Origin of the sequence: Sulfuriferula plumbiphila, from assembly GCF_009938015.1 — a bacterium.
In the GTDB taxonomy this organism is placed as follows: Bacteria; Pseudomonadota; Gammaproteobacteria; order Burkholderiales; family Sulfuriferulaceae; genus Sulfuriferula; species Sulfuriferula plumbiphila.
The window spans coordinates 2,888,609-2,905,948 of the sequence record NZ_AP021884.1; the positions used below are offsets into that span (position 1 = coordinate 2,888,609).

Annotated in this window: 16 protein-coding genes; 9 read left to right on the forward strand and 7 right to left on the reverse strand. The window is 58.7% G+C overall.

The features are described 5' to 3' along the window. Positions 1–84 precede the first annotated feature (84 nt). Positions 85–636 carry a chromate resistance protein ChrB domain-containing protein gene (locus GZH91_RS14930; RefSeq protein ID WP_443098180.1) on the forward strand — a complete coding sequence of 184 codons (552 nt, stop codon included), beginning with the start codon at positions 85–87 and terminating at the stop codon, positions 634–636. Here GZH91_RS14930 and GZH91_RS14935 read toward each other — a convergent pair. From GZH91_RS14935 to GZH91_RS14960, 6 genes are all read right to left on the reverse strand, one after another. Then, complete coding sequence (locus GZH91_RS14935; RefSeq protein WP_147070057.1) at positions 613–1,125, reverse strand: TlpA family protein disulfide reductase; 513 nt, start codon at positions 1,123–1,125, stop codon at positions 613–615. The genes GZH91_RS14930 and GZH91_RS14935 overlap by 24 nt on opposite strands. Next, positions 1,125–1,898, reverse strand: coding sequence for a hypothetical protein (locus GZH91_RS14940; RefSeq protein ID WP_232522189.1), 774 nt, complete (start codon positions 1,896–1,898; stop codon positions 1,125–1,127). Before GZH91_RS14940 ends, GZH91_RS14935 begins: the two co-directional genes overlap by 1 nt. Before the next feature lie 120 nt (positions 1,899–2,018). Further along, the gene (locus GZH91_RS14945; RefSeq protein ID WP_147070053.1) at positions 2,019–3,335 is read right to left on the reverse strand and encodes an MFS transporter; all 1,317 of its coding nucleotides are present in this window, start codon (positions 3,333–3,335) and stop codon (positions 2,019–2,021) included. Between the two features lie 18 nt (positions 3,336–3,353). Continuing rightward, positions 3,354–4,088: an MBL fold metallo-hydrolase gene (locus GZH91_RS14950; RefSeq protein WP_147070051.1), complete on the reverse strand. Its 735-nt coding sequence runs from the start codon at positions 4,086–4,088 to the stop codon at positions 3,354–3,356. Positions 4,089–4,211: 123 nt separating this feature from the next. Beyond that, positions 4,212–4,877, reverse strand: a complete 666-nt coding sequence (locus GZH91_RS14955; RefSeq protein ID WP_124704880.1) for an ArsR/SmtB family transcription factor — start codon at positions 4,875–4,877, stop codon at positions 4,212–4,214. Between the two features lie 53 nt (positions 4,878–4,930). Next, positions 4,931–5,575, reverse strand: coding sequence for a class I SAM-dependent methyltransferase (locus GZH91_RS14960; protein WP_147070049.1), 645 nt, complete (start codon positions 5,573–5,575; stop codon positions 4,931–4,933). A gap of 421 nt (positions 5,576–5,996) precedes the next feature. Here GZH91_RS14960 and GZH91_RS14965 point away from each other — a divergent pair, with 421 nt between their 5' ends. Then, complete coding sequence (locus GZH91_RS14965) at positions 5,997–8,216, forward strand: EAL domain-containing protein (RefSeq protein ID WP_147070047.1); 2,220 nt, start codon at positions 5,997–5,999, stop codon at positions 8,214–8,216. A gap of 24 nt (positions 8,217–8,240) precedes the next feature. Here the strand turns inward: GZH91_RS14965 and moaC are convergent, their stop codons facing one another. Next, a complete protein-coding gene (moaC, locus tag GZH91_RS14970) occupies positions 8,241–8,717 on the reverse strand; it encodes a cyclic pyranopterin monophosphate synthase MoaC (protein ID WP_147070045.1) in 477 nt (158 codons plus the stop codon). A gap of 39 nt (positions 8,718–8,756) precedes the next feature. Here moaC and GZH91_RS14975 point away from each other — a divergent pair, with 39 nt between their 5' ends. The 7 genes from GZH91_RS14975 (at position 8,757) to alaS (ending at position 17,230) form a co-directional block, all read left to right on the forward strand. Beyond that, on the forward strand, positions 8,757–10,178 hold the full coding sequence (locus GZH91_RS14975) for a M48 family metalloprotease (protein ID WP_147070043.1): 1,422 nt from the start codon (positions 8,757–8,759) through the stop codon (positions 10,176–10,178). Positions 10,179–10,425: 247 nt separating this feature from the next. Beyond that, positions 10,426–10,758, forward strand: a complete 333-nt coding sequence (gene soxX / locus GZH91_RS14980) for a sulfur oxidation c-type cytochrome SoxX (RefSeq protein WP_371860350.1) — start codon at positions 10,426–10,428, stop codon at positions 10,756–10,758. A 31-nt stretch (positions 10,759–10,789) separates the two neighbouring features. Beyond that, positions 10,790–11,257: a thiosulfate oxidation carrier protein SoxY gene (gene soxY, locus GZH91_RS14985; RefSeq protein WP_147070039.1), complete on the forward strand. Its 468-nt coding sequence runs from the start codon at positions 10,790–10,792 to the stop codon at positions 11,255–11,257. Positions 11,258–11,314: 57 nt separating this feature from the next. Then, the gene (soxZ, locus tag GZH91_RS14990) at positions 11,315–11,629 is read left to right on the forward strand and encodes a thiosulfate oxidation carrier complex protein SoxZ (protein WP_147070037.1); all 315 of its coding nucleotides are present in this window, start codon (positions 11,315–11,317) and stop codon (positions 11,627–11,629) included. 75 nt (positions 11,630–11,704) lie between these two features. Further along, positions 11,705–12,583: a sulfur oxidation c-type cytochrome SoxA gene (gene soxA, locus GZH91_RS14995; protein WP_147070035.1), complete on the forward strand. Its 879-nt coding sequence runs from the start codon at positions 11,705–11,707 to the stop codon at positions 12,581–12,583. Between the two features lie 179 nt (positions 12,584–12,762). Continuing rightward, on the forward strand, positions 12,763–14,487 hold the full coding sequence (gene soxB, locus GZH91_RS15000) for a thiosulfohydrolase SoxB (RefSeq protein WP_198415328.1): 1,725 nt from the start codon (positions 12,763–12,765) through the stop codon (positions 14,485–14,487). A gap of 133 nt (positions 14,488–14,620) precedes the next feature. After that, positions 14,621–17,230, forward strand: coding sequence for an alanine--tRNA ligase (gene alaS, locus GZH91_RS15005; protein ID WP_147070033.1), 2,610 nt, complete (start codon positions 14,621–14,623; stop codon positions 17,228–17,230). Positions 17,231–17,340 lie beyond the last annotated feature (110 nt).

A 17,340-nucleotide genomic window follows, 5' to 3' on the forward strand; every position in this document is an offset into this window, starting at 1 on the left:
GGCGCGTTGTGCTGCAGGCAACAGGCTTGAAGGCCCCTTTACATTGAAGGTGGCATTGCTGCCTGGAAAGATGCGGGTGGCGGAGTGATACAAAAACAGGAAATATCCGGGCTAAGTCCACACTTACGAAATATCAAGGAGGCAACCATGAAATGGATTACTCGCGAACGTCCAAAAATAGACCGCATTGCTTGCCCGTGGCTGATCCTGCGCTTCATCGACAGGCATGCCGAATTTCTTTATGTGCCCTCTGCTGATGTGCTAAAGGTCGCTGGCGAAACAGGTGCGATACCCTATGACATATCTGGCGTAGAAATGGGCCATGATGGCGAATTGTGCAGCTTTGACGCATTCCTGAAAAAATACAGGCTGACCGACCCTGCCCTGCAACAACTGGCCGGCATCGTACGCGGCGCTGATACTTCGCGTCTCGACCTTGCCCCCCAGGCAGCAGGCCTGCTCGCCATCTCATTAGGGCTGTCACACAATTTTCCGAATGACCATGAAATGCTAAAGCATGGCATAGTCTTGTATGATGCCCTTTATGCGTGGTGCCAGAAATTGCAAAGCGAGACCCACAATTGGCGCCCGGCAGGACAGGCACCCGGCATTTCAGTTGGCGACGGGCGGCAATAATCCGGTAATTTTCCCAACGCTATCGGCTTCGTCCCATTCGATGGAACCGAACAGGCCATAGCGAATTTTGCCTTGCGCATCCACCACATAGCTGGTGGGAAACGCGAATACTTTCCATGCCTTGAGCGCATGGCCATCCTTGTCCATCAGCACGGTAAAATCCGTTTTGATCTCGCGGATATACGATTGGACCGCGTCTTCCGTCTCTCCCATATCCACTGCCAGAATGACAAACGGCCTGTCCGCCATTTTTTCCTTCAGGCGCTGCATGGAAGGCATCTCGGCACGGCACGGCGGGCACCAGGTTGCCCAGAAATTAATCAGCACCACCTGGCCGCGATAATCCTTGAGATTATGCGTTTTCCCGCTCAAGTCCTTGAGCACCAGCGGCGGTGTGGCAGCACCCTTGTAGGGCTGCAGCTCACGCGCCTGCGCAGTTCCAAGCAATACAACCCATCCCAGCACAACCAGCAGAAGCAATTTTTTCATTAGCGTTTTCCCTCCAGCGTCTTCTCTGCATTCTGCACCAGCTCGGGCAAGCGTGCGGCCAGCGCCTGCTCCGGCGGCAACGCATCGTCACGAAAATAAAATCGATCGCGCACGCCGGGCAACAATACAACCTTCACCTTGCTGCCACCCTGTTCAAGGTGTGAACGCAGCTGTTCAACACGCCATTTCCACGGAGAATTTTCAGCCTGCAGAATAACAACCGGCAGTTTTGTCCGGGATGCGACGGACAGGTACTCCGCCTCTTCGCCCGGCGCGGGTGTCTCCACATACAGATTGGGAGACAACAGAATCGCGCCACGCAATTTTTGCCGGCTTTTGTGCAAGCCGGCTGCAGCCTGTAGCGCGAGTGCTGCGCTGCGCCCCTCCGTCACCAGATAAACGGCCTTGCGACTGCGCTGCTGCGCCACTGTAATGAGGCGCACAACATCCGCAACCGGAATTTTCTGCAAGCTGCTGGGCACGACGGGCAGGAAATACGCGCCTTGCAGGTCCGGCAGCCAAACTTCAGTGCCGGTTTTCGCCAAAGCCGCAGCAGCCCTGTACTCCGCCGCCGCCAGCCCGCTTTCCGACGGCAGCCAGAGCAGCAAAGTCTGCCCTTTGGCTGGAAAAACGGTCACTGGCACATCGGTTCCACCAGGCAGGTGGCTGGTTTGTGCAATGCCTTTAGGCGACCCAGCCAGCGCCGCCAGCGGGAAAAGCAACGCCAACAGCATTGCAAGCCGAAAATGAACATGCATCCAGGTTTTTTTCATTGATCGGCAAACTATACTTCGTCCACCCCAACCCGTAAAGTGGCGGCCGTGCCCTGGACCACGCCGCAGTGGTGGCGCGCCGTATGGACCTGCCACCACAGCGGCCGGATTCCTGACCTGTCAGGGGGCAGGATTCAGGCGCGGATGCGTTTCCTCACCCCATATCCAGACAGCCAGTCCTGAAACCAGCATGGCAATCGTGACGAACCAGAATCCGGAGTTGAGGGCGCCGCTCAGGTTCGCCACCAGCCCCAGTGCCAGCGCACCGATGCCATAGCCGAGGTCGCGCCAGAAGCGGTAGATGCCGATAGCCGAACCACGCCAGTTGGGATGCGCGATGTCGCTCACTGCCGCGCTCAAATTGGGATACAACAGGGCCATGCCGAAACCGGTCACCCCTGCCGAGAACGACCACCATGCGACGCTCTCGCCCAGCAGCATCATGCCCACGCCTGCGCCGCAGATCCACATCCCCCACACGATGGGTTTCTGCCGGCCGATGTGGTCGGACAGCTTGCCGGTGACAAGCTGCGACCCGCCCCAGACAAACCCGTACACGCCCACCACCCAGCCGATGCTGGCCAGGCTCAAACCATGCTGATAGAGATAGAGCGGGTAGAACACCCAGACCAGGGCATCCACGAACTTTTCCACCAGCCCGGCCTGGCTGATGGCGGCCATGCGCCTGTCGCGCCAGGACATGAGGGTGAACACCTCCCAGGTGGTGGGGTGGTCGGAAATATTGTTCGGGAAGCGCGGTTTCGGCCCGCTGGATTGGCCTGCCGCATAGCGCGCGCCCTCTGCCCTGGCCCAGGGCAAGGTATCCTTGACCCAGAACCAGGTCAGCACGATCGCCAGCACAATCACCACCATACCAAAAACAAACAGCCCCTGGCGCGCACCCAATGCGCCGGCCATGTAGCCGGTGATAATGCCGGCGATGGCTACGCCCACATAGCCGGAAAATTCATTCAGGCCGATGGTGAGGCCGCGCTGGTCGGGGCGGGTGATGTCCAGCTTGGAAGTCTGGGTCATGGACCAGGTGAGTCCCTGGTTGACGCCCAGCAACACCGTCGCCGCAACGATCCAGCCCCAGCTCGGGGCATACAGGATCATGAACGGGATAGGCAGCGCCGACAACCAGCCCAACAACAATACCTGCTTGCGCCCGACGCGTTCGGACAGGCGCCCCGCCACAAAGTTAAGCGGGCCCTTGACGAAACCGAACGCCACCACAAACGCCATGAGCAGCATGAAGGAGCCCTTCGGCACGCCGAATTCGTGCTCCGCCAGGGCAGGCACCACGGTGCGCATCATGCCCAGCGTCAGCCCCACCAGCAACACCTGGAACAACTGGTGCAAAAACTGTGACCGATTGTGGCTGATGCCGTGGCGGTAGTCCTGGTAAGTTTCCAGGTGCGAAGCAGAATCGTGCATCAGATCATCCCTGTTTCATCAGGCCGCGATGTTCGCTGCCACCATCCTGTCCATCTGCGCCGGCCGCGGCGGAATGTCACTGGTGAGATAACTCACAAACTCATCCCTGGCGGTGATATGCAGGCCGGGATTGAAGCGCTTCTCGAAGCCGATAGTGGAAGACGGCTTGCCGGAAATGCCCGCGCCGCACGCGCTGCCCGCCTGGTGGCCGGGGAATATCTCGGTCTCGTCCGGCAGGGTCAGCAGCTTGGCGTGCAGGCTGTCGAACAGCATGGCGGCCATCGCCTTTTCGCGCCCGGCCAGATCGGGGCGGCCGACGCTGCCCACGAACAGGGTATCGCCGGTGATCACGAACCAGGGCTGTTCGCCGCGGCGCTTGTCGGTCACCGCCAGGCAGATGCTGTCCATGGTGTGGCCCGGGGTATGCAGCACTTTGGCCACCACGTTGCCGGCCTCAATGAGGTCACCATCGCCGAGGGGATGAAACGGAAATTGCACCACGGAAGCATCGCTCTCGTGCAGGCAGTAATGCGCGCCTGCCATGTCGGCCAGCTTCCTGCCGCCGGAATAATGGTCGGCGTGAACATGGGTATCGATCACGTGGCTGATCGTGACATTGGCCTTGCTGGCCTCCTCGATGAACCATGCCTCGTCGCCCGCCACCACATCCACCGCAATTGCCTTGCCCAGGGTGCCGCAGCCGAAGAAATAGGAAAGGGACGATTCCTTGGTGGCAAGCTGTTTGAAAAACATGGGTTCCTCCGTGAAATATTTCTGATCAAAAATTAGTATTCAAACGAATATTTGAATAATGGACAAAAAATATACCCAAGTCAACCAAAAAAAGAAGGTAAACCGGAAGAGATCAAAAAGTATTCAGTTTTTTTCCACCGGCAACAGGTCTGCTTTCCACTCCGGGTATCCATCTTCCAGGCGGCGCGCCTTGTATCCCTGGCTGCGCAGTTGGGAGACCGCCTCATACGCGAACATGCAATAAGGCCCTCGACAATAGGCAACCACCTCCTGGTTCGTAGGCAACTTGGCCAGATGCTTGGACAGGCTGTCCAGCGGGATACTGATTGCGCCTGCGATATGGCCTGCCTGGTATTCTCCTGCCGGTCTGACATCCACCACCACCGCTTCGCCACTGCTGACCAGTTGCAACAATTCTTCACGTTTGACGGGTTTCAGGTCATCCAGGCGGTCAAAATTTTCCCGGACTATGCGCTCGACTTCGGCAAGATGGCGTTCAGCTAAACGACGCAATCCACTCAAGATGTTGGGAATCTCGGAATCATTGAGGCTATAGATGACCTGCAATCCCTCCTTGCGAGATTGCACCACGCCGCTGTCACGCAGGATTTGCAAGTGATGGGAGGTATTTGCCACCGGTATCCCGGTGGCATTCGCCAACCCTTCTACACTGCGTTCACCCTGCGCCAGCGCCTCAAGCAACTCAAGACGACTGGGACTGGCCATGGATTTGGCCACCTTGGCAAAATGCTCATAAAGCTTCTTTTTAGGAGAAATAGGCACAGACATATAAAAATTAGGCGCTTAAAAACGAACAGTGATTGATAATTTACAGGCAATGCTCAGACTACATCCGCGGTCACTACAAAAAACGAACCCAGCGGCAGACTGGTAGGCAATACACTTTCCAGTTGCTGTGCAATCCAGCCGCCTCCCGGTACAAAAATCGAAAACGCCATACGCAGATTCCGCACCGGCTGGCCGGCGAACAGTTCGCGTACCTGTGCCGCGGTATGCCAATGTGCGCCGCGATAAGCGCCCTGTCCGCCGCCGCGACCCTTTTGCCAATAAAGCAGACTATGCCGGTTCAACAAGCCCAGCGCAATCCGGCGCCTGGCCACCCGCAGCATCTCCGTGAGTGCAAGGCGCTGGTCGGAAATAAAACACAACGCAGTGACCGCCATCACCAGGTCAAAGCCGCCAGCATCGAAAGGCAATGCAAGCGCACTGCCGTTTACATAATTTTCCGTACTCACAGCATGGCGTTCGGCAAACGCCAGCCAGTCCCGGTTCGGATCCAGTCCGGTAACGGCAGACCGGCTCCCTCGCGCAAACCGACGGGTGAAAAAACCGGTACCGCAACCGACATCCAGCAGGCTCTCTCCGGATTGTGGCCCGAGCATGCGTCGCAACAGATCGGATTCAGTTTCCCCGACCCAGCGTCCGCGGGGCGTCTGGTACCACGCGTCATATTCAGCCGCCTGCATCGCACCCCCTGAACCCATTTAAGATTTTCGTGGACTGACCGATATGACTGTCACATCCAAGGTTTGAATTTGATCACGAGTTTTAACAGGCACCAAATGGCAAGACCAACCCAAACCAAGAACCTTCTCACGCTGCATTTTAGAGCCCTCGCACTCTTCCTGGCGGGGGTGATTTCCGCCAGTACCAACAGCACCGGCCTGATCGCGCCCACAGGAAGCCGCATCGGTGGTTGCGGCGGTGCACTGGCCACGATGCAAATCTCCCGCCACGCATTCACTGGAATCTTAAACTCTTGCGCATAGTTGCCAGCCCGAACCCAGATCGGGTGAGGCAGACGATTTCCGCTTGCGTGCGCTCGGCAGGACGGCAGGTTCTTGCACAAAACGGCCTACGCTCAGCACCCGCCAGATAAAATCCACCATGACCCAGATCGACACCAGACTGATATCCACCGCCACCTGGTTAGCCGGCGCACTTGCCGGTTTAATCGCGCTCGCTTTTCCGCTGGTTTATTTTAGCCTGAGCTACGAGCACCAGGCTGCATCAATGGAAACGGAAGCGGAATTCGAGGCAGCCCGCATTGCACGGCTGATCAACGCCAACCCTGAATTGTGGCCATTTGAACAATCCCGGCTCCAGGAACTGCTCCAAGACCAGACCGAAACAGAGCTTCCCGAATCGCGCCGTATTGTCGATGTCAATGGCAGGCTCATTGCGCAAAGCCAGGGCAAATCCGCCCGCCCGTACCTGTTGCGCACTGCCGACCTGCGGAATTCCGGCAGCGTGGCCGGGCGCGTTGAAATTATCCGTTCCCTGCGTCCGTTGCTGCTCAAAACCGCCATGGCCAGCCTGCTCGGCCTGTTGCTGGGCAGTCTGGCCATGGTGATTTTTCGCGCTTACCCCTTGCGCATCCTGAAGCGGGCACTGAACACACTGGCCAATGAAAAAGAGCGTGCCGAAGTCACCTTGCACAGCATCGGCGATGCGGTCATCACCACCAACGCCAGTGGACATATCGAGTACCTCAACCCTGTCGCCGAACAGCTTACCGGCTGGACAAACGAAGCGGCGCGCGGGCTGCCTTCCTGGCGGGTATTTAACATCATCAACGAAAGCACCGGCGCCCCCCTGGACAGTCCGGCGGAAAAAGCCATAAAGGAAAACCGCATCGTACCGCTCGCCAATCATGCAGGGCTGGTCAAGCGTAACGGCAAAATCATCCCGATTGAAAACAGCGCCGCACCCATCTGTGACAGCCAGGGACAGATCATCGGCGCCGTGCTGGTGTTTCACGATGTCAGCCACGCCCGCGCAATGGCGACCAAACTCAGCCACCAGGCCAGCCACGACCCCCTGACCGGCCTCATCAACCGCCATACTTTTGAATCCCGCCTGCAGCAGGCGCTCGACAATGTGCGGCGGGAAAATTCCCATCACACCTTGTGCTACATGGATCTGGACCAATTCAAGATCGTCAACGACACCTGCGGTCACAGGGCCGGCGATGAACTGTTGCGGCAACTGGCCGGCGAATTGCGCACCAAGGTGCGCAATTCGGACTGTCTGGCCCGCCTGGGCGGAGACGAGTTCGGTCTGCTGCTGGAAGGCTGCACCGTGCAACAGGCCGAGCATGTCGCCGCGACATTGCTGCAAACCGTCAAGGAGTTTCGCTTCCACTGGCAGGAGCACACCTGCGCTGTGGGCGTCAGCATCGGCCTGGTCGGCATCAATGCCGGTTGCGGCGATCTGGCGAAAATCATGGGCGCTGCGGATTCTTCCTGTTACGCGGCAAAAGACCGGGGGCGTAACTGCATTTACGTGTACCAGCCCGACGACAAGGAAGTTGCGCAACGGCGCGGAGAAATGCAATGGGTAGCGCGCATCACCAGGGCCATCGATGAGGGGCGGCTGCGCCTCTATTACCAGACTATCCAGCCGCTCGCGGGCACACAAGGCGCTCATTATGAAATCCTGTTGCGCATGCTAGACGAGGAAGGCCGGATCGTGCCGCCAGGGACCTTTATCCCGGCCGCCGAGCGCTATGGCCTGATGCCTGCCATCGACCGCTGGGTAATCGAAAACACTTTCGCCACGCTCGGCAGGCTTTACCGCGGCGACGCAAAAAAGCGGCTCCATACCTGCGCCATCAACCTTTCCGGCACTTCCTGGGCGGATGAAAGTCTCGCCGGCTTCATCTGTGGAATGACCGGCCGCCATGGGGTCCCGGCGCGCAGCATTTGCTTTGAGATCACGGAAACCGCAGCGATATCCAATCTCGGCAAAACCATCGCCCTCATCCGTGATCTCAAGGAAGCGGGCTTCCGTTTTTCGCTCGACGATTTTGGCAGCGGGGTCAGTTCCTTCGGCTATCTCAAGCAGCTCCCCGTGGATTACCTGAAGATAGATGGCGGCTTTGTCAGAAACATCATCCACGACAAAATCGACCACGCCATGGTGGCGGCCATCAACCAGATCGGTCACATCATGGGCATTAAAACCATTGCGGAATTCGTCGAAAATGAAGAAATTCTGGAGAGAATCACGGCCATGGGCGTGGACTACGCACAGGGTTATGCCATTGCCAGGCCGCAGCCGCTGGACCACATCAACCTGGCAAGCGCACCGGTGCTCCAGCAGTAGTTTTCAACAGCCTGCAACGCGGCATCAGGGCGCGCGCCAGTGACCGGATTTCCCCCCCTGTTTTTCCAGCAGCCGGAGGCCTTCCATGCGCATGCCCCGGTCCACCGCCTTGCACATATCGTAGATGGTGAGCAGCCCGACGCTGAGCGCAGTGAGCGCTTCCATCTCCACCCCGGTTTTGCCGACGGTTTCGGCCGTCACGCGGCATTCAATCGCTGAATCCGCCTCCTCCGCCAGAAACTCAACCGCCACGCGGGTGAGTGCGAGCGGATGGCACAGCGGGATCAGGTCAGCAGTACGTTTGGATGCCGCGATCGCGGCGATGCGCGCGACGCCCAGCACATCGCCCTTCCTGGCGCTGCCGTCAAGGATCATTTTCAGCGTGGCGGGCTGCATCACGATGCGCCCGGCGGCCACCGCCACGCGCCGGGTGTCGGATTTATCGGCCACATCCACCATCTGGGCACGGCCACGATCATCAAAATGAGTGAGTTGGTTCATAGTCAGGAACTGGAAAACGGAAGCAGTTATCATAGCATCATGAAATCAGCCTCCCTATTCCTGGCTCTGTGCCTGGCCAGCCAGCAACTGGCGGCCAGCGAATTACCGGATCTCGGCGATGTTTCGCAGGGCGCGTTTTCGCCGCGTGACGAAGCCCGTGTGGGCAATGAAATCATGCGTGACATCTACGCGGAGCCGGCTTATTACGACGACCCTGAACTCACTGATTACCTCAACAACCTCGGCTACCGACTGGTGGCGGCCAGCCCGGAAAACCGCCTCGCGTTTCAGTTTTTTGTGCTGCGCGACCACACCCTGAACGCGTTCGCCCTGCCGGGTGGTTTTATCGGCGTGCATACTGGCCTGATCGAAGCAACACAAAGCGAATCCGAGCTGGCAGGTGTGCTCGGCCATGAAATCGCCCACGTCACGCAGCACCACCTGGCGCGCATGATCGAAAGCCGGAACCAGGGCATACTGCCGTCGCTAGCCGCACTGGCAGTGGCGATACTCGCCGCGCGTTCCAACCCGCAGGCAGCCAGCGCCGCCATTGCCACGGTACAGGCCACGTCCATCCAGAAACAGCTCAATTTTTCCCGCGCTAACGAACGCGAAGCAGACCGCATCGGTATGCAAATCATGCGCGGCGCGGGGTTTGACCCGCGCGCCATGGCGACTTTCTTCGAGCGCCTGCAAAAAAACAGCCGCCTGTATGAAAACAACGCACCGGCCTATCTGCTTACCCACCCGCTCACCTCGGAACGGATTGCCGATATGCAAAACCGTGCGGCCAGCATGCCGGTCAAACAAGTGGCGGACAGCCTGGAGTTCCAACTCTTACGCGCCAAACTGCTGGCAGGCGAAGGGCGTCCCGAAGAAGCCGTCAGACGTTTCACTGAAGCCATCCGCGATACCCGCTACAACAGCCTCGCGGCCGAACGCTACGGGCTGGTCGTGGCGCTGCTGCGCACACGCCAGTTCGACCGCGCCGAACAGGAACTGGACAGGCTCAACCAGTCGGGTGCCAGCAGTCCGATGATCGCCATGCTGGGTGCACGGCTCAGACAGGAGGCGGGTGACCTCAACACTGCACTCGCCCGCTACCAGGCTGGACGCGCGCGTTTTCCGGGTTATCGGCCACTGCTCTACGCAGATGCCAATGCCTTGCTGCAGGCAGGCAAAGCCGATGCCGCACTGGCGCTCGTCACCGATCATCTCGCGCTGTATCCGGACGATTACCGCCTGTACCAGCTGCAGTCACGTGCCTACGCCATGCAGGGCAAAGATTTTTTGCGTCATCATGCCCAGGCTGAAGCCTATGTGCGTCAAGGCAATCTTGATGCCGCCATCGAGCAGTTGAAGCTGGGTCTGAAAAGCCGCGACGGTGACTTCTATCAGATGTCCATTGCCGAAGCGCGCCTGAAAGAACTCGTGGCGCTCAACCAGCCGGCCAAGCCTTAGCCACCCCCCTGAAACATTCATCAGACGCGGGTTTGGTACAAACATACCGAATGCCCTGATTTTGCAAAAAAACGCTGTCCGGGGCTTGGACAAGCAAAAAAATTGCACTATGCTTGCCGCATCCTTAGTTTGGATAGGCAGACCGGAAAGCCGTCGCGGTGAACCGGAAAATCATTCAGTTGCACCCACAAAATTAGACTAGGAGGATGACATGCGTGCAGGCGCATCACTAATCTTGACCGCAAGCATGGTCGGCATGTTCGTTATGGCCAACTACGCGGTGGCGGCAGACACCCCCAAACAAGAAGAAACCGGCAAGTCCATTGCCTTTGACAAAACCAAAGGCAACTGTCTGGCATGTCATGCCATGCCTACCGTGCCGGATGCAGTAGCCGCCGGCACCATTGGACCGCCGCTGATCGCCATGAGCGCGCGCTACCCGGACAAGGCCAAGCTGCGCGCCCAGATATGGGATGCCACTGTGGCCAACCCCCAATCAGTGATGATTCCGTTCGGCAAACACAAGGTGTTGACCGAACAGGAAATTGATAAAGTAACCGATTTCGTATACGGCCTGTAATCCAGGCTCAAATATCACCAAGGAGAAATGAATGAATGCATTGCGTAGAAACATCCTGAAAAGCGCTGGCGCGACCGGCATAGTTGCCATGGCGGCTGCCGCCGGGCTGCTCAAGTCCGGTAACGTTCTGGCTGCCTGGAACAGCAGCGCGTTTGCCGCAAAGACCGTGCCCGAAGCAATCAAGGATCTGGGTTTGTCCACACCCGCAGACAGCAAGGCCATCAGCATCAAGGCCCCGGACATCGCCGAGAACGGCGCGGTGGTTCCTGTCGAAGTGACCAGCAGTATCGCCGGTACCACGGGCATCGCCATCTTCGCCGAGAAAAATGCTACGCCCCTGATTACCGATTTCAAACTGTCCAACGGTGCCGAGGGGTTTATTTCCACCCGTATCAAGATGGGACAGACGGCCATGGTGCGTGCCGTGGTGACTGCGGGTGGCAAGACGTATACCGCCGCCAAGGAAGTGAAGGTAACGATCGGTGGTTGCGGCGGTTAACTGACGCGCATCCTGTCCGGCATCTGTGTCTCAATATCTAGCTTAGAGGAATTCAAAATGGCAGAACCAATGAAAATGCGCGCATCCGTCAGTGGCGATGTGGCCGATATTAAAGTGTTGATGAATCATCCGATGGAAACCGGGCTGCGCAAGGACGCCAAGACCGGCCAGTTGATCCCGGCGCATTTCATTAATGAAGTGCACGCCACGGTTAATGGCAAGCCCGTGCTCGACGCCCAGTGGGGCGGCGGCGTATCGAAAAACCCGTACCTGGGATTCAAGGTCAAGGGTGCCAAAGCCGGCGACAAGGTGGAGGTCAGCTGGAAGGATAACAAGGGTGAATCCAATAAAGTGGATGGCGTGGTCGCCTGAGTCTCAACCAGGCTGAACCAGCTGCCAGGGCAAACGCCCTGGCGCCACTCAAACAAACACCAAACGGAGGACGGCATGAAAACGACGTTTCGCGAGCCACAGGCGCAGTCGCCCAAGGCACACGGCAAAAAAATCCTGCTGGCTCTGGCCGGGGCTGGACTCCTGCTTGGCGCACTGAATGCAAGCGCCACGCCGGAACAGGACCGCCAGAGTCTGCTCAAGTTTTACAGCAGCAAATACCCGGACATCAAAGTCGCAAACTATATTTATGGTGCGCTGGCATTCGACCCGGATGCCATGGAACAGTACAACAGCATCATGGATTTTCCACCCTTCGGCTCGGTGATCGAGCATGGCAAGAAGATGTGGGAAACGCCGTTCAAGAACGGCAAGAAATACGCCGACTGCTTTCCCAATGGCGGCAAAAACGTAGCCGGCAACTATCCCTACTTCGATGACAAGGCTGGCAAGGTGGTCACCTTCGAGATGGCCATCAATGCCTGCCGCACCGCAAATGGCGAAGAAGCATTCAAATATAACGACATGCAGACCATGGGCACATTGACTGCCTACGCCCGCACGCTGTCGGACGGGATGCCGATGAACATCAAGGTGCAGGGCGCTGCCGCCACTGCCGCCTATGAGGCCGGCAAGAGCCAGTTCTACAGCCGCCGCGGCCAGCTCAACTTCTCTTGCGCCTCTTGCCACGTGGCCAACGCCGGCAACCACCTGCGCTCCGAATTACTCTCCCCCGCCGTGGGGCAAGCTACGCACTGGCCAGTGTTCCGCGGCGGTGAGCAGTTGGTGACACTGCAGGAACGTTACGTCGGTTGCAACAAGCAAGTTCGTGCGGTGCCATTTGCGCCGGGCAGCGAGGAATACAACAATCTGGAATACTTCCATTCCTACATCAGCAACGGCTTGCCGCTGAAGGCTTCGGTATTCCGCAAATAAACCACTGATACATCATCACCAAGCGAAGCCCGGCCGGCGCCTGCTTCGCTTTTTTTATGCCCGGAAAAACATTCATCAGCGCCTGCTTGGATGATTATTACCATTTACTTCATCCGCCAGCACACTAGAATAGGCGCACCCCTGAACCAGCCGCAACAATGCATTGAGGAACTCACGAGATGATGAATCGCCGCGAATTTTTACAGATACTTGCCGTCGCCGCCGCCTCCGGCATGGCGATTGACAACAAACAGGCACTGGCCGGAAACGCGCCTTCCGGCTTTTACGACCTGCCCAAATTCGGTAACGTATCGCTGCTGCACATGACCGATTGCCATGCGCAATTGCTGCCGATTTACTTCCGTGAGCCGGACGTCAATATTGGCGTGGGCGCTGCCATCGGCCAGCCGCCGCATCTGGTGGGTGAATACCTGCTTAAATATTACGGCATCCGTCCCGGTACGCGCGAGGCCTATGCTTTTACCTATCTCGATTTCGCTGCCGCCGCCCGCACCTACGGCAAGGTAGGGGGGTTCGCCTATCTGAAAACCCTGGTGGACAAAGTGCGCGCTTCGCGTCCCGGCTCGCTGCTGCTGGATGGCGGCGATACCTGGCAGGGCTCCGCCACCTCGCTGTGGACTAACGGCCAGGATATGGTGGATGCAGCCAAACTACTCGGCGTCAACGTGATGACCGGCCACTGGGAATTCACTTATGGCGCCGAGCGCGTCAAACATGTTGTCGATAACGATTTCAAGGGGCACATTGATTTCGTTGCCCAGAATATCAAAACCAACGACTTCGGCGACCCGGTGTTCAAGCCTTATGTGATCAAAACCATGAACGGCGTACAGGTGGCCATCATCGGCCAGGCCTTCCCGTATACCCCGATCGCCAACCCGCGCTATATGGTGCCGGACTGGAGCTTCGGCATCAATGACGACAACATGCAGAAAGTCGTCAACGAGGCACGCGCCAAAGGCGCGCAGGTTGTCGTGGTGTTGTCGCACAACGGCATGGACGTGGATCTGAAAATGGCCACGCGTGTCACTGGCATTGACGCCATTTTCGGCGGCCACACGCATGATGGCGTGCCACAACCGACGCAAGTCAAAAATGCCAAGGGTACCACGCTGGTCACCAACGCCGGTTCCAACGGCAAGTTCCTCGGCGTGATGGACTTTGACGTGAAAAACGGCAAGATTGCTGCTTGGAAATACCGCCTGCTGCCGGTATTCTCCAACCTGCTCGAACCGGATGCCAAAATGGCCAAGCTCATCGAGGACGTGCGTGCCCCCTATGCATCCAAGCTCAATGAAAAGCTTGCCGTCACGGAAGAACTGCTCTACCGCAGGGGCAATTTCAACGGCACCTTCGACCAGCTCATCCTGGATGCGCTGATGGCGGTCAAAGGCGCGGATGCGGCGTTCTCGCCCGGCTTCCGCTGGGGTACCACATTGCTGTCGGGAGATGTCATCACCATGGATCACCTGATGGACCAGACCGCCATCACCTACCCGTCCACAACGCTCACCGAGATGACCGGCGCAACCATCAAGAGCATCATGGAGGACGTGTGCGACAACCTGTTCAACGCCGACCCATACTACCAGCAGGGCGGAGATATGGTGCGCGTGGGCGGCATCCAGTATGCCGTTGCGCCCAACAACAAGATCGGCAACCGCATCAGCAACATGACCCTGAAAGGCAAGCCGGTCATGGCCAGCAAAAAATACAAGGTGGCAGGCTGGGCGCCGGTGGGCGAAGGCGTATCCGGCACCCCGATCTGGGATGTGGTCGCTGAATATTTGCGTGACATCAAGGTGGTCAAGCCACGCAAGCTGAATGAGCCGAAAATTGTCGGCATCGGCAAAAATCCCGGCATTGCTCCCGGCATCGCCTGAGTTTTCGCGTTCCAAAAAGGGCCGCCGTGTGCGGCCTTTTTTGTTTTCAACCGCTTACACGTGAATTTATGCCGCATCCGGGCTAAAATGTGCCGATCCAACTGATCCTGCGTCTCTCCACGAAAAATAGCCCATGAAAAGTAGCGAAATCCGTCAGCGCTTCCTCGATTTTTTTGCCCGCCACGGGCACACCCCGGTCGCTTCCAGCCCGCTGGTGCCGGGCAACGACCCCACCCTGCTGTTCACCAACGCGGGCATGGTGCAATTCAAGGACGTATTCCTCGGCCGCGAAACCCGGCCCTACGCGCGGGCGGTCAGCTCACAGCGCTGCGTGCGCGCGGGCGGCAAGCATAACGACCTGGAAAACGTCGGCTACACTGCGCGCCACCACACCTTCTTCGAGATGCTGGGCAACTTCAGCTTCGGCGATTATTTCAAACGCAACGCCATCCAGTTCGCCTGGGAATTCCTTACCCAGGAGCTGGGCATAGCCAAAGACAAATTATGGATAACCGTCTACCACACCGACGACGAAGCGCACACCATCTGGACAGCAGAAATGGGCGTGCCGGATGAGCGTGTCATTCGCATTGGCGACAAGCCAGGCGGGGGCTCGGACAACTTCTGGCAGATGGGCGACACCGGTCCGTGCGGGCCGTGTACCGAGATTTTCTACGACCACGGTGCCGAAGTCGCAGGTGGGCCGCCCGGCTCGGCGGATGAAGACGGCGACCGCTACATCGAAATCTGGAACCTGGTATTCATGCAATTCAACCGCGACGAGGCGGGTAACTTGCAGCCATTACCCAGGCCTTCTGTGGATACGGGCATGGGGCTGGAGCGTATTTCGGCGGTGATGCAGCACGTCCACAGCAATTATGAAATTGATTTGTTCCAGGCATTGATTCACGCTGCGGCGCGCGTTACCGGCAGCGCAGATTTAACCGACAATTCGCTCAAGGTCATCGCCGATCACATTCGCGCCTGCGCCTTCCTCATCACCGACGGCATCATCCCCGGCAACGAGGGGCGCGGCTATGTGCTGCGCCGCATCATCCGCCGCGCCATTCGCCACGGCTACCAGCTGGGCCAGAAACAACCCTTCTTTCACCTGCTGGTGGCCGACTTGGCCATGGCGATGGGCGCAGCCTACCCGGAGCTGGTCGCCGCCCAGGCACGCGTGACCGCCGTGCTCAAACAGGAAGAAGAGCGCTTTGCCGAAACCCTGGAACACGGCATGGACATCCTCGAACAGGCACTGCAGTCGGGCGCCAACGTACTCGACGGCGCCACCGCGTTCAAGCTTTACGATACCTACGGCTTCCCGCTGGATTTGACCGCCGATGTGGGACGCGAGCGCGGCTTCACGGTAGACATGGCCGGTTTTGAAGCCGCCATGGAAGCGCAGCGCAAGCGCGCGCGCGCCGCCAGCAAATTCACCATGCAGGCCGGCATGCGCTTCGACGGTCCGCCCACAGAATTCCGTGGCTACGACACGCTGAGCCTGGATAGCCGCATTCTCGCCCTGTACCAGGACGGCAGCCCGGTGCACAGCATCGCCGCCGGCGAAGCCGCCGTCATCGTGCTCGACCGCACCCCGTTCTACGCCGAATCCGGCGGCCAGGTGGGCGACAGCGGCGAGTTGCACGGCAGCGGCAGCGTGTTCGTGGTGGACGACACCCAGAAAATCCAGCCCGACGTGTTCGGCCACACCGGCCTGCTCCAATCCGGCAGCCTCAAACTGGGCGATACCGTCAGCGCGCAAGTGGATGCTGACGCCCGCAGCCGTGCCGCCTGCAACCACTCCGCCACGCACCTTCTGCATGCTGCGTTGCGCCAGGTTCTGGGCACTCACGTCACGCAAAAAGGCTCGCTGGTGGATGCAGCCAGGACACGCTTTGACTTCGCCCACAGCGAGGCCGTCAGCGCAGCCCAGCTACAGCAGATCGAAGACCTGGTGAACCGCGAAATCCGCCGCAATGTAATCGTCGAAGCCCGATTGATGAACTACGATGCAGCCATCGCCCACGGCGCCATGGCATTGTTCGGCGAAAAATACGGCGACCAGGTACGCGTCATCGGCATGGGTGAATTTTCCACCGAGCTGTGTGGCGGCACGCACGTCAGCCGCAGCGGCGATATCGGCCTGTTCAAGATCATATCCGAATCCGGCGTGGCCGCAGGCATCCGCCGCATCGAAGCCGTCACCGGGCCGGCGGCACTGGCCATGATACAGGCGCAGCAGCGGCAAATCCTGGAAGCTGCCGCCCTGCTCAAAGCGCCACCGCAGGAGTTGCAGCAAAAAATCGCGCAGATTGTAGACAACGTCAAAAATCTGGAAAAAGAACTGGATCGTCTCAAATCCAGACTGGCTGCAGCGCAAGGTGATGACCTCGTCAGCCAGGCTACCGCGGTGGGCAACGCGAAAGTGCTTGCCGCGATGCTGGAAGGCGCAGACGTCAAAACGCTGCGCGAAACCGTGGACAAGCTCAAGGACAGGCTCAAATCATGCGCAGTGGTATTGGGCAGTTGCAGTGACGGGCGGGTAACCCTGGTTGCCGGCGTAAGCGCCGACCTGACCAGCAAAGTGAAGGCAGGCGAATTAGCCAACTTTGTTGCCAGCCAGGTAGGCGGAAAGGGTGGCGGGCGCCCGGACATGGCTCAGGCCGGCGGCACCGAGCCCGCGCAATTGCCCGCTGCCTTGCAATCCGTTGCGGGCTGGGTGGCGCAGCGCCTGGAATAAACGGGCATAACCCCCGCATACCAGCCGGCTTTTCGACCTATTGGTCAGCAGCCGGACAGGCACCTGCCGCGGCCCTTGGGATTCTGTGCGCGGGCAGCGCGCCCGGCACC

What these genes read in the sequence shown, in the direction of transcription:
- GZH91_RS14955 (WP_124704880.1), bottom strand. Translation starts at nt 4,877, where the DNA reads ATGTCTGTGCCTATTTCTCCTAAAAAGAAGCTTTATGAGCATTTTGCC.
- GZH91_RS14965 (WP_147070047.1), top strand. Translation starts at nt 5,997, where the DNA reads ATGACCCAGATCGACACCAGACTGATATCCACCGCCACCTGGTTAGCC.
- soxB (WP_198415328.1), top strand. Translation starts at nt 12,763, where the DNA reads ATGATGAATCGCCGCGAATTTTTACAGATACTTGCCGTCGCCGCCGCC.
- soxX (WP_371860350.1), top strand. Translation starts at nt 10,426, where the DNA reads ATGGTCGGCATGTTCGTTATGGCCAACTACGCGGTGGCGGCAGACACC.
- GZH91_RS14950 (WP_147070051.1), bottom strand. Translation starts at nt 4,088, where the DNA reads ATGTTTTTCAAACAGCTTGCCACCAAGGAATCGTCCCTTTCCTATTTC.
- GZH91_RS14940 (WP_232522189.1), bottom strand. Translation starts at nt 1,898, where the DNA reads ATGAAAAAAACCTGGATGCATGTTCATTTTCGGCTTGCAATGCTGTTG.
- GZH91_RS14960 (WP_147070049.1), bottom strand. Translation starts at nt 5,575, where the DNA reads ATGCAGGCGGCTGAATATGACGCGTGGTACCAGACGCCCCGCGGACGC.
- soxY (WP_147070039.1), top strand. Translation starts at nt 10,790, where the DNA reads ATGAATGCATTGCGTAGAAACATCCTGAAAAGCGCTGGCGCGACCGGC.
- GZH91_RS14975 (WP_147070043.1), top strand. Translation starts at nt 8,757, where the DNA reads ATGAAATCAGCCTCCCTATTCCTGGCTCTGTGCCTGGCCAGCCAGCAA.
- GZH91_RS14935 (WP_147070057.1), bottom strand. Translation starts at nt 1,125, where the DNA reads ATGAAAAAATTGCTTCTGCTGGTTGTGCTGGGATGGGTTGTATTGCTT.
- GZH91_RS14945 (WP_147070053.1), bottom strand. Translation starts at nt 3,335, where the DNA reads ATGCACGATTCTGCTTCGCACCTGGAAACTTACCAGGACTACCGCCAC.
- alaS (WP_147070033.1), top strand. Translation starts at nt 14,621, where the DNA reads ATGAAAAGTAGCGAAATCCGTCAGCGCTTCCTCGATTTTTTTGCCCGC.
- moaC (WP_147070045.1), bottom strand. Translation starts at nt 8,717, where the DNA reads ATGAACCAACTCACTCATTTTGATGATCGTGGCCGTGCCCAGATGGTG.
- soxA (WP_147070035.1), top strand. Translation starts at nt 11,705, where the DNA reads ATGAAAACGACGTTTCGCGAGCCACAGGCGCAGTCGCCCAAGGCACAC.
- soxZ (WP_147070037.1), top strand. Translation starts at nt 11,315, where the DNA reads ATGGCAGAACCAATGAAAATGCGCGCATCCGTCAGTGGCGATGTGGCC.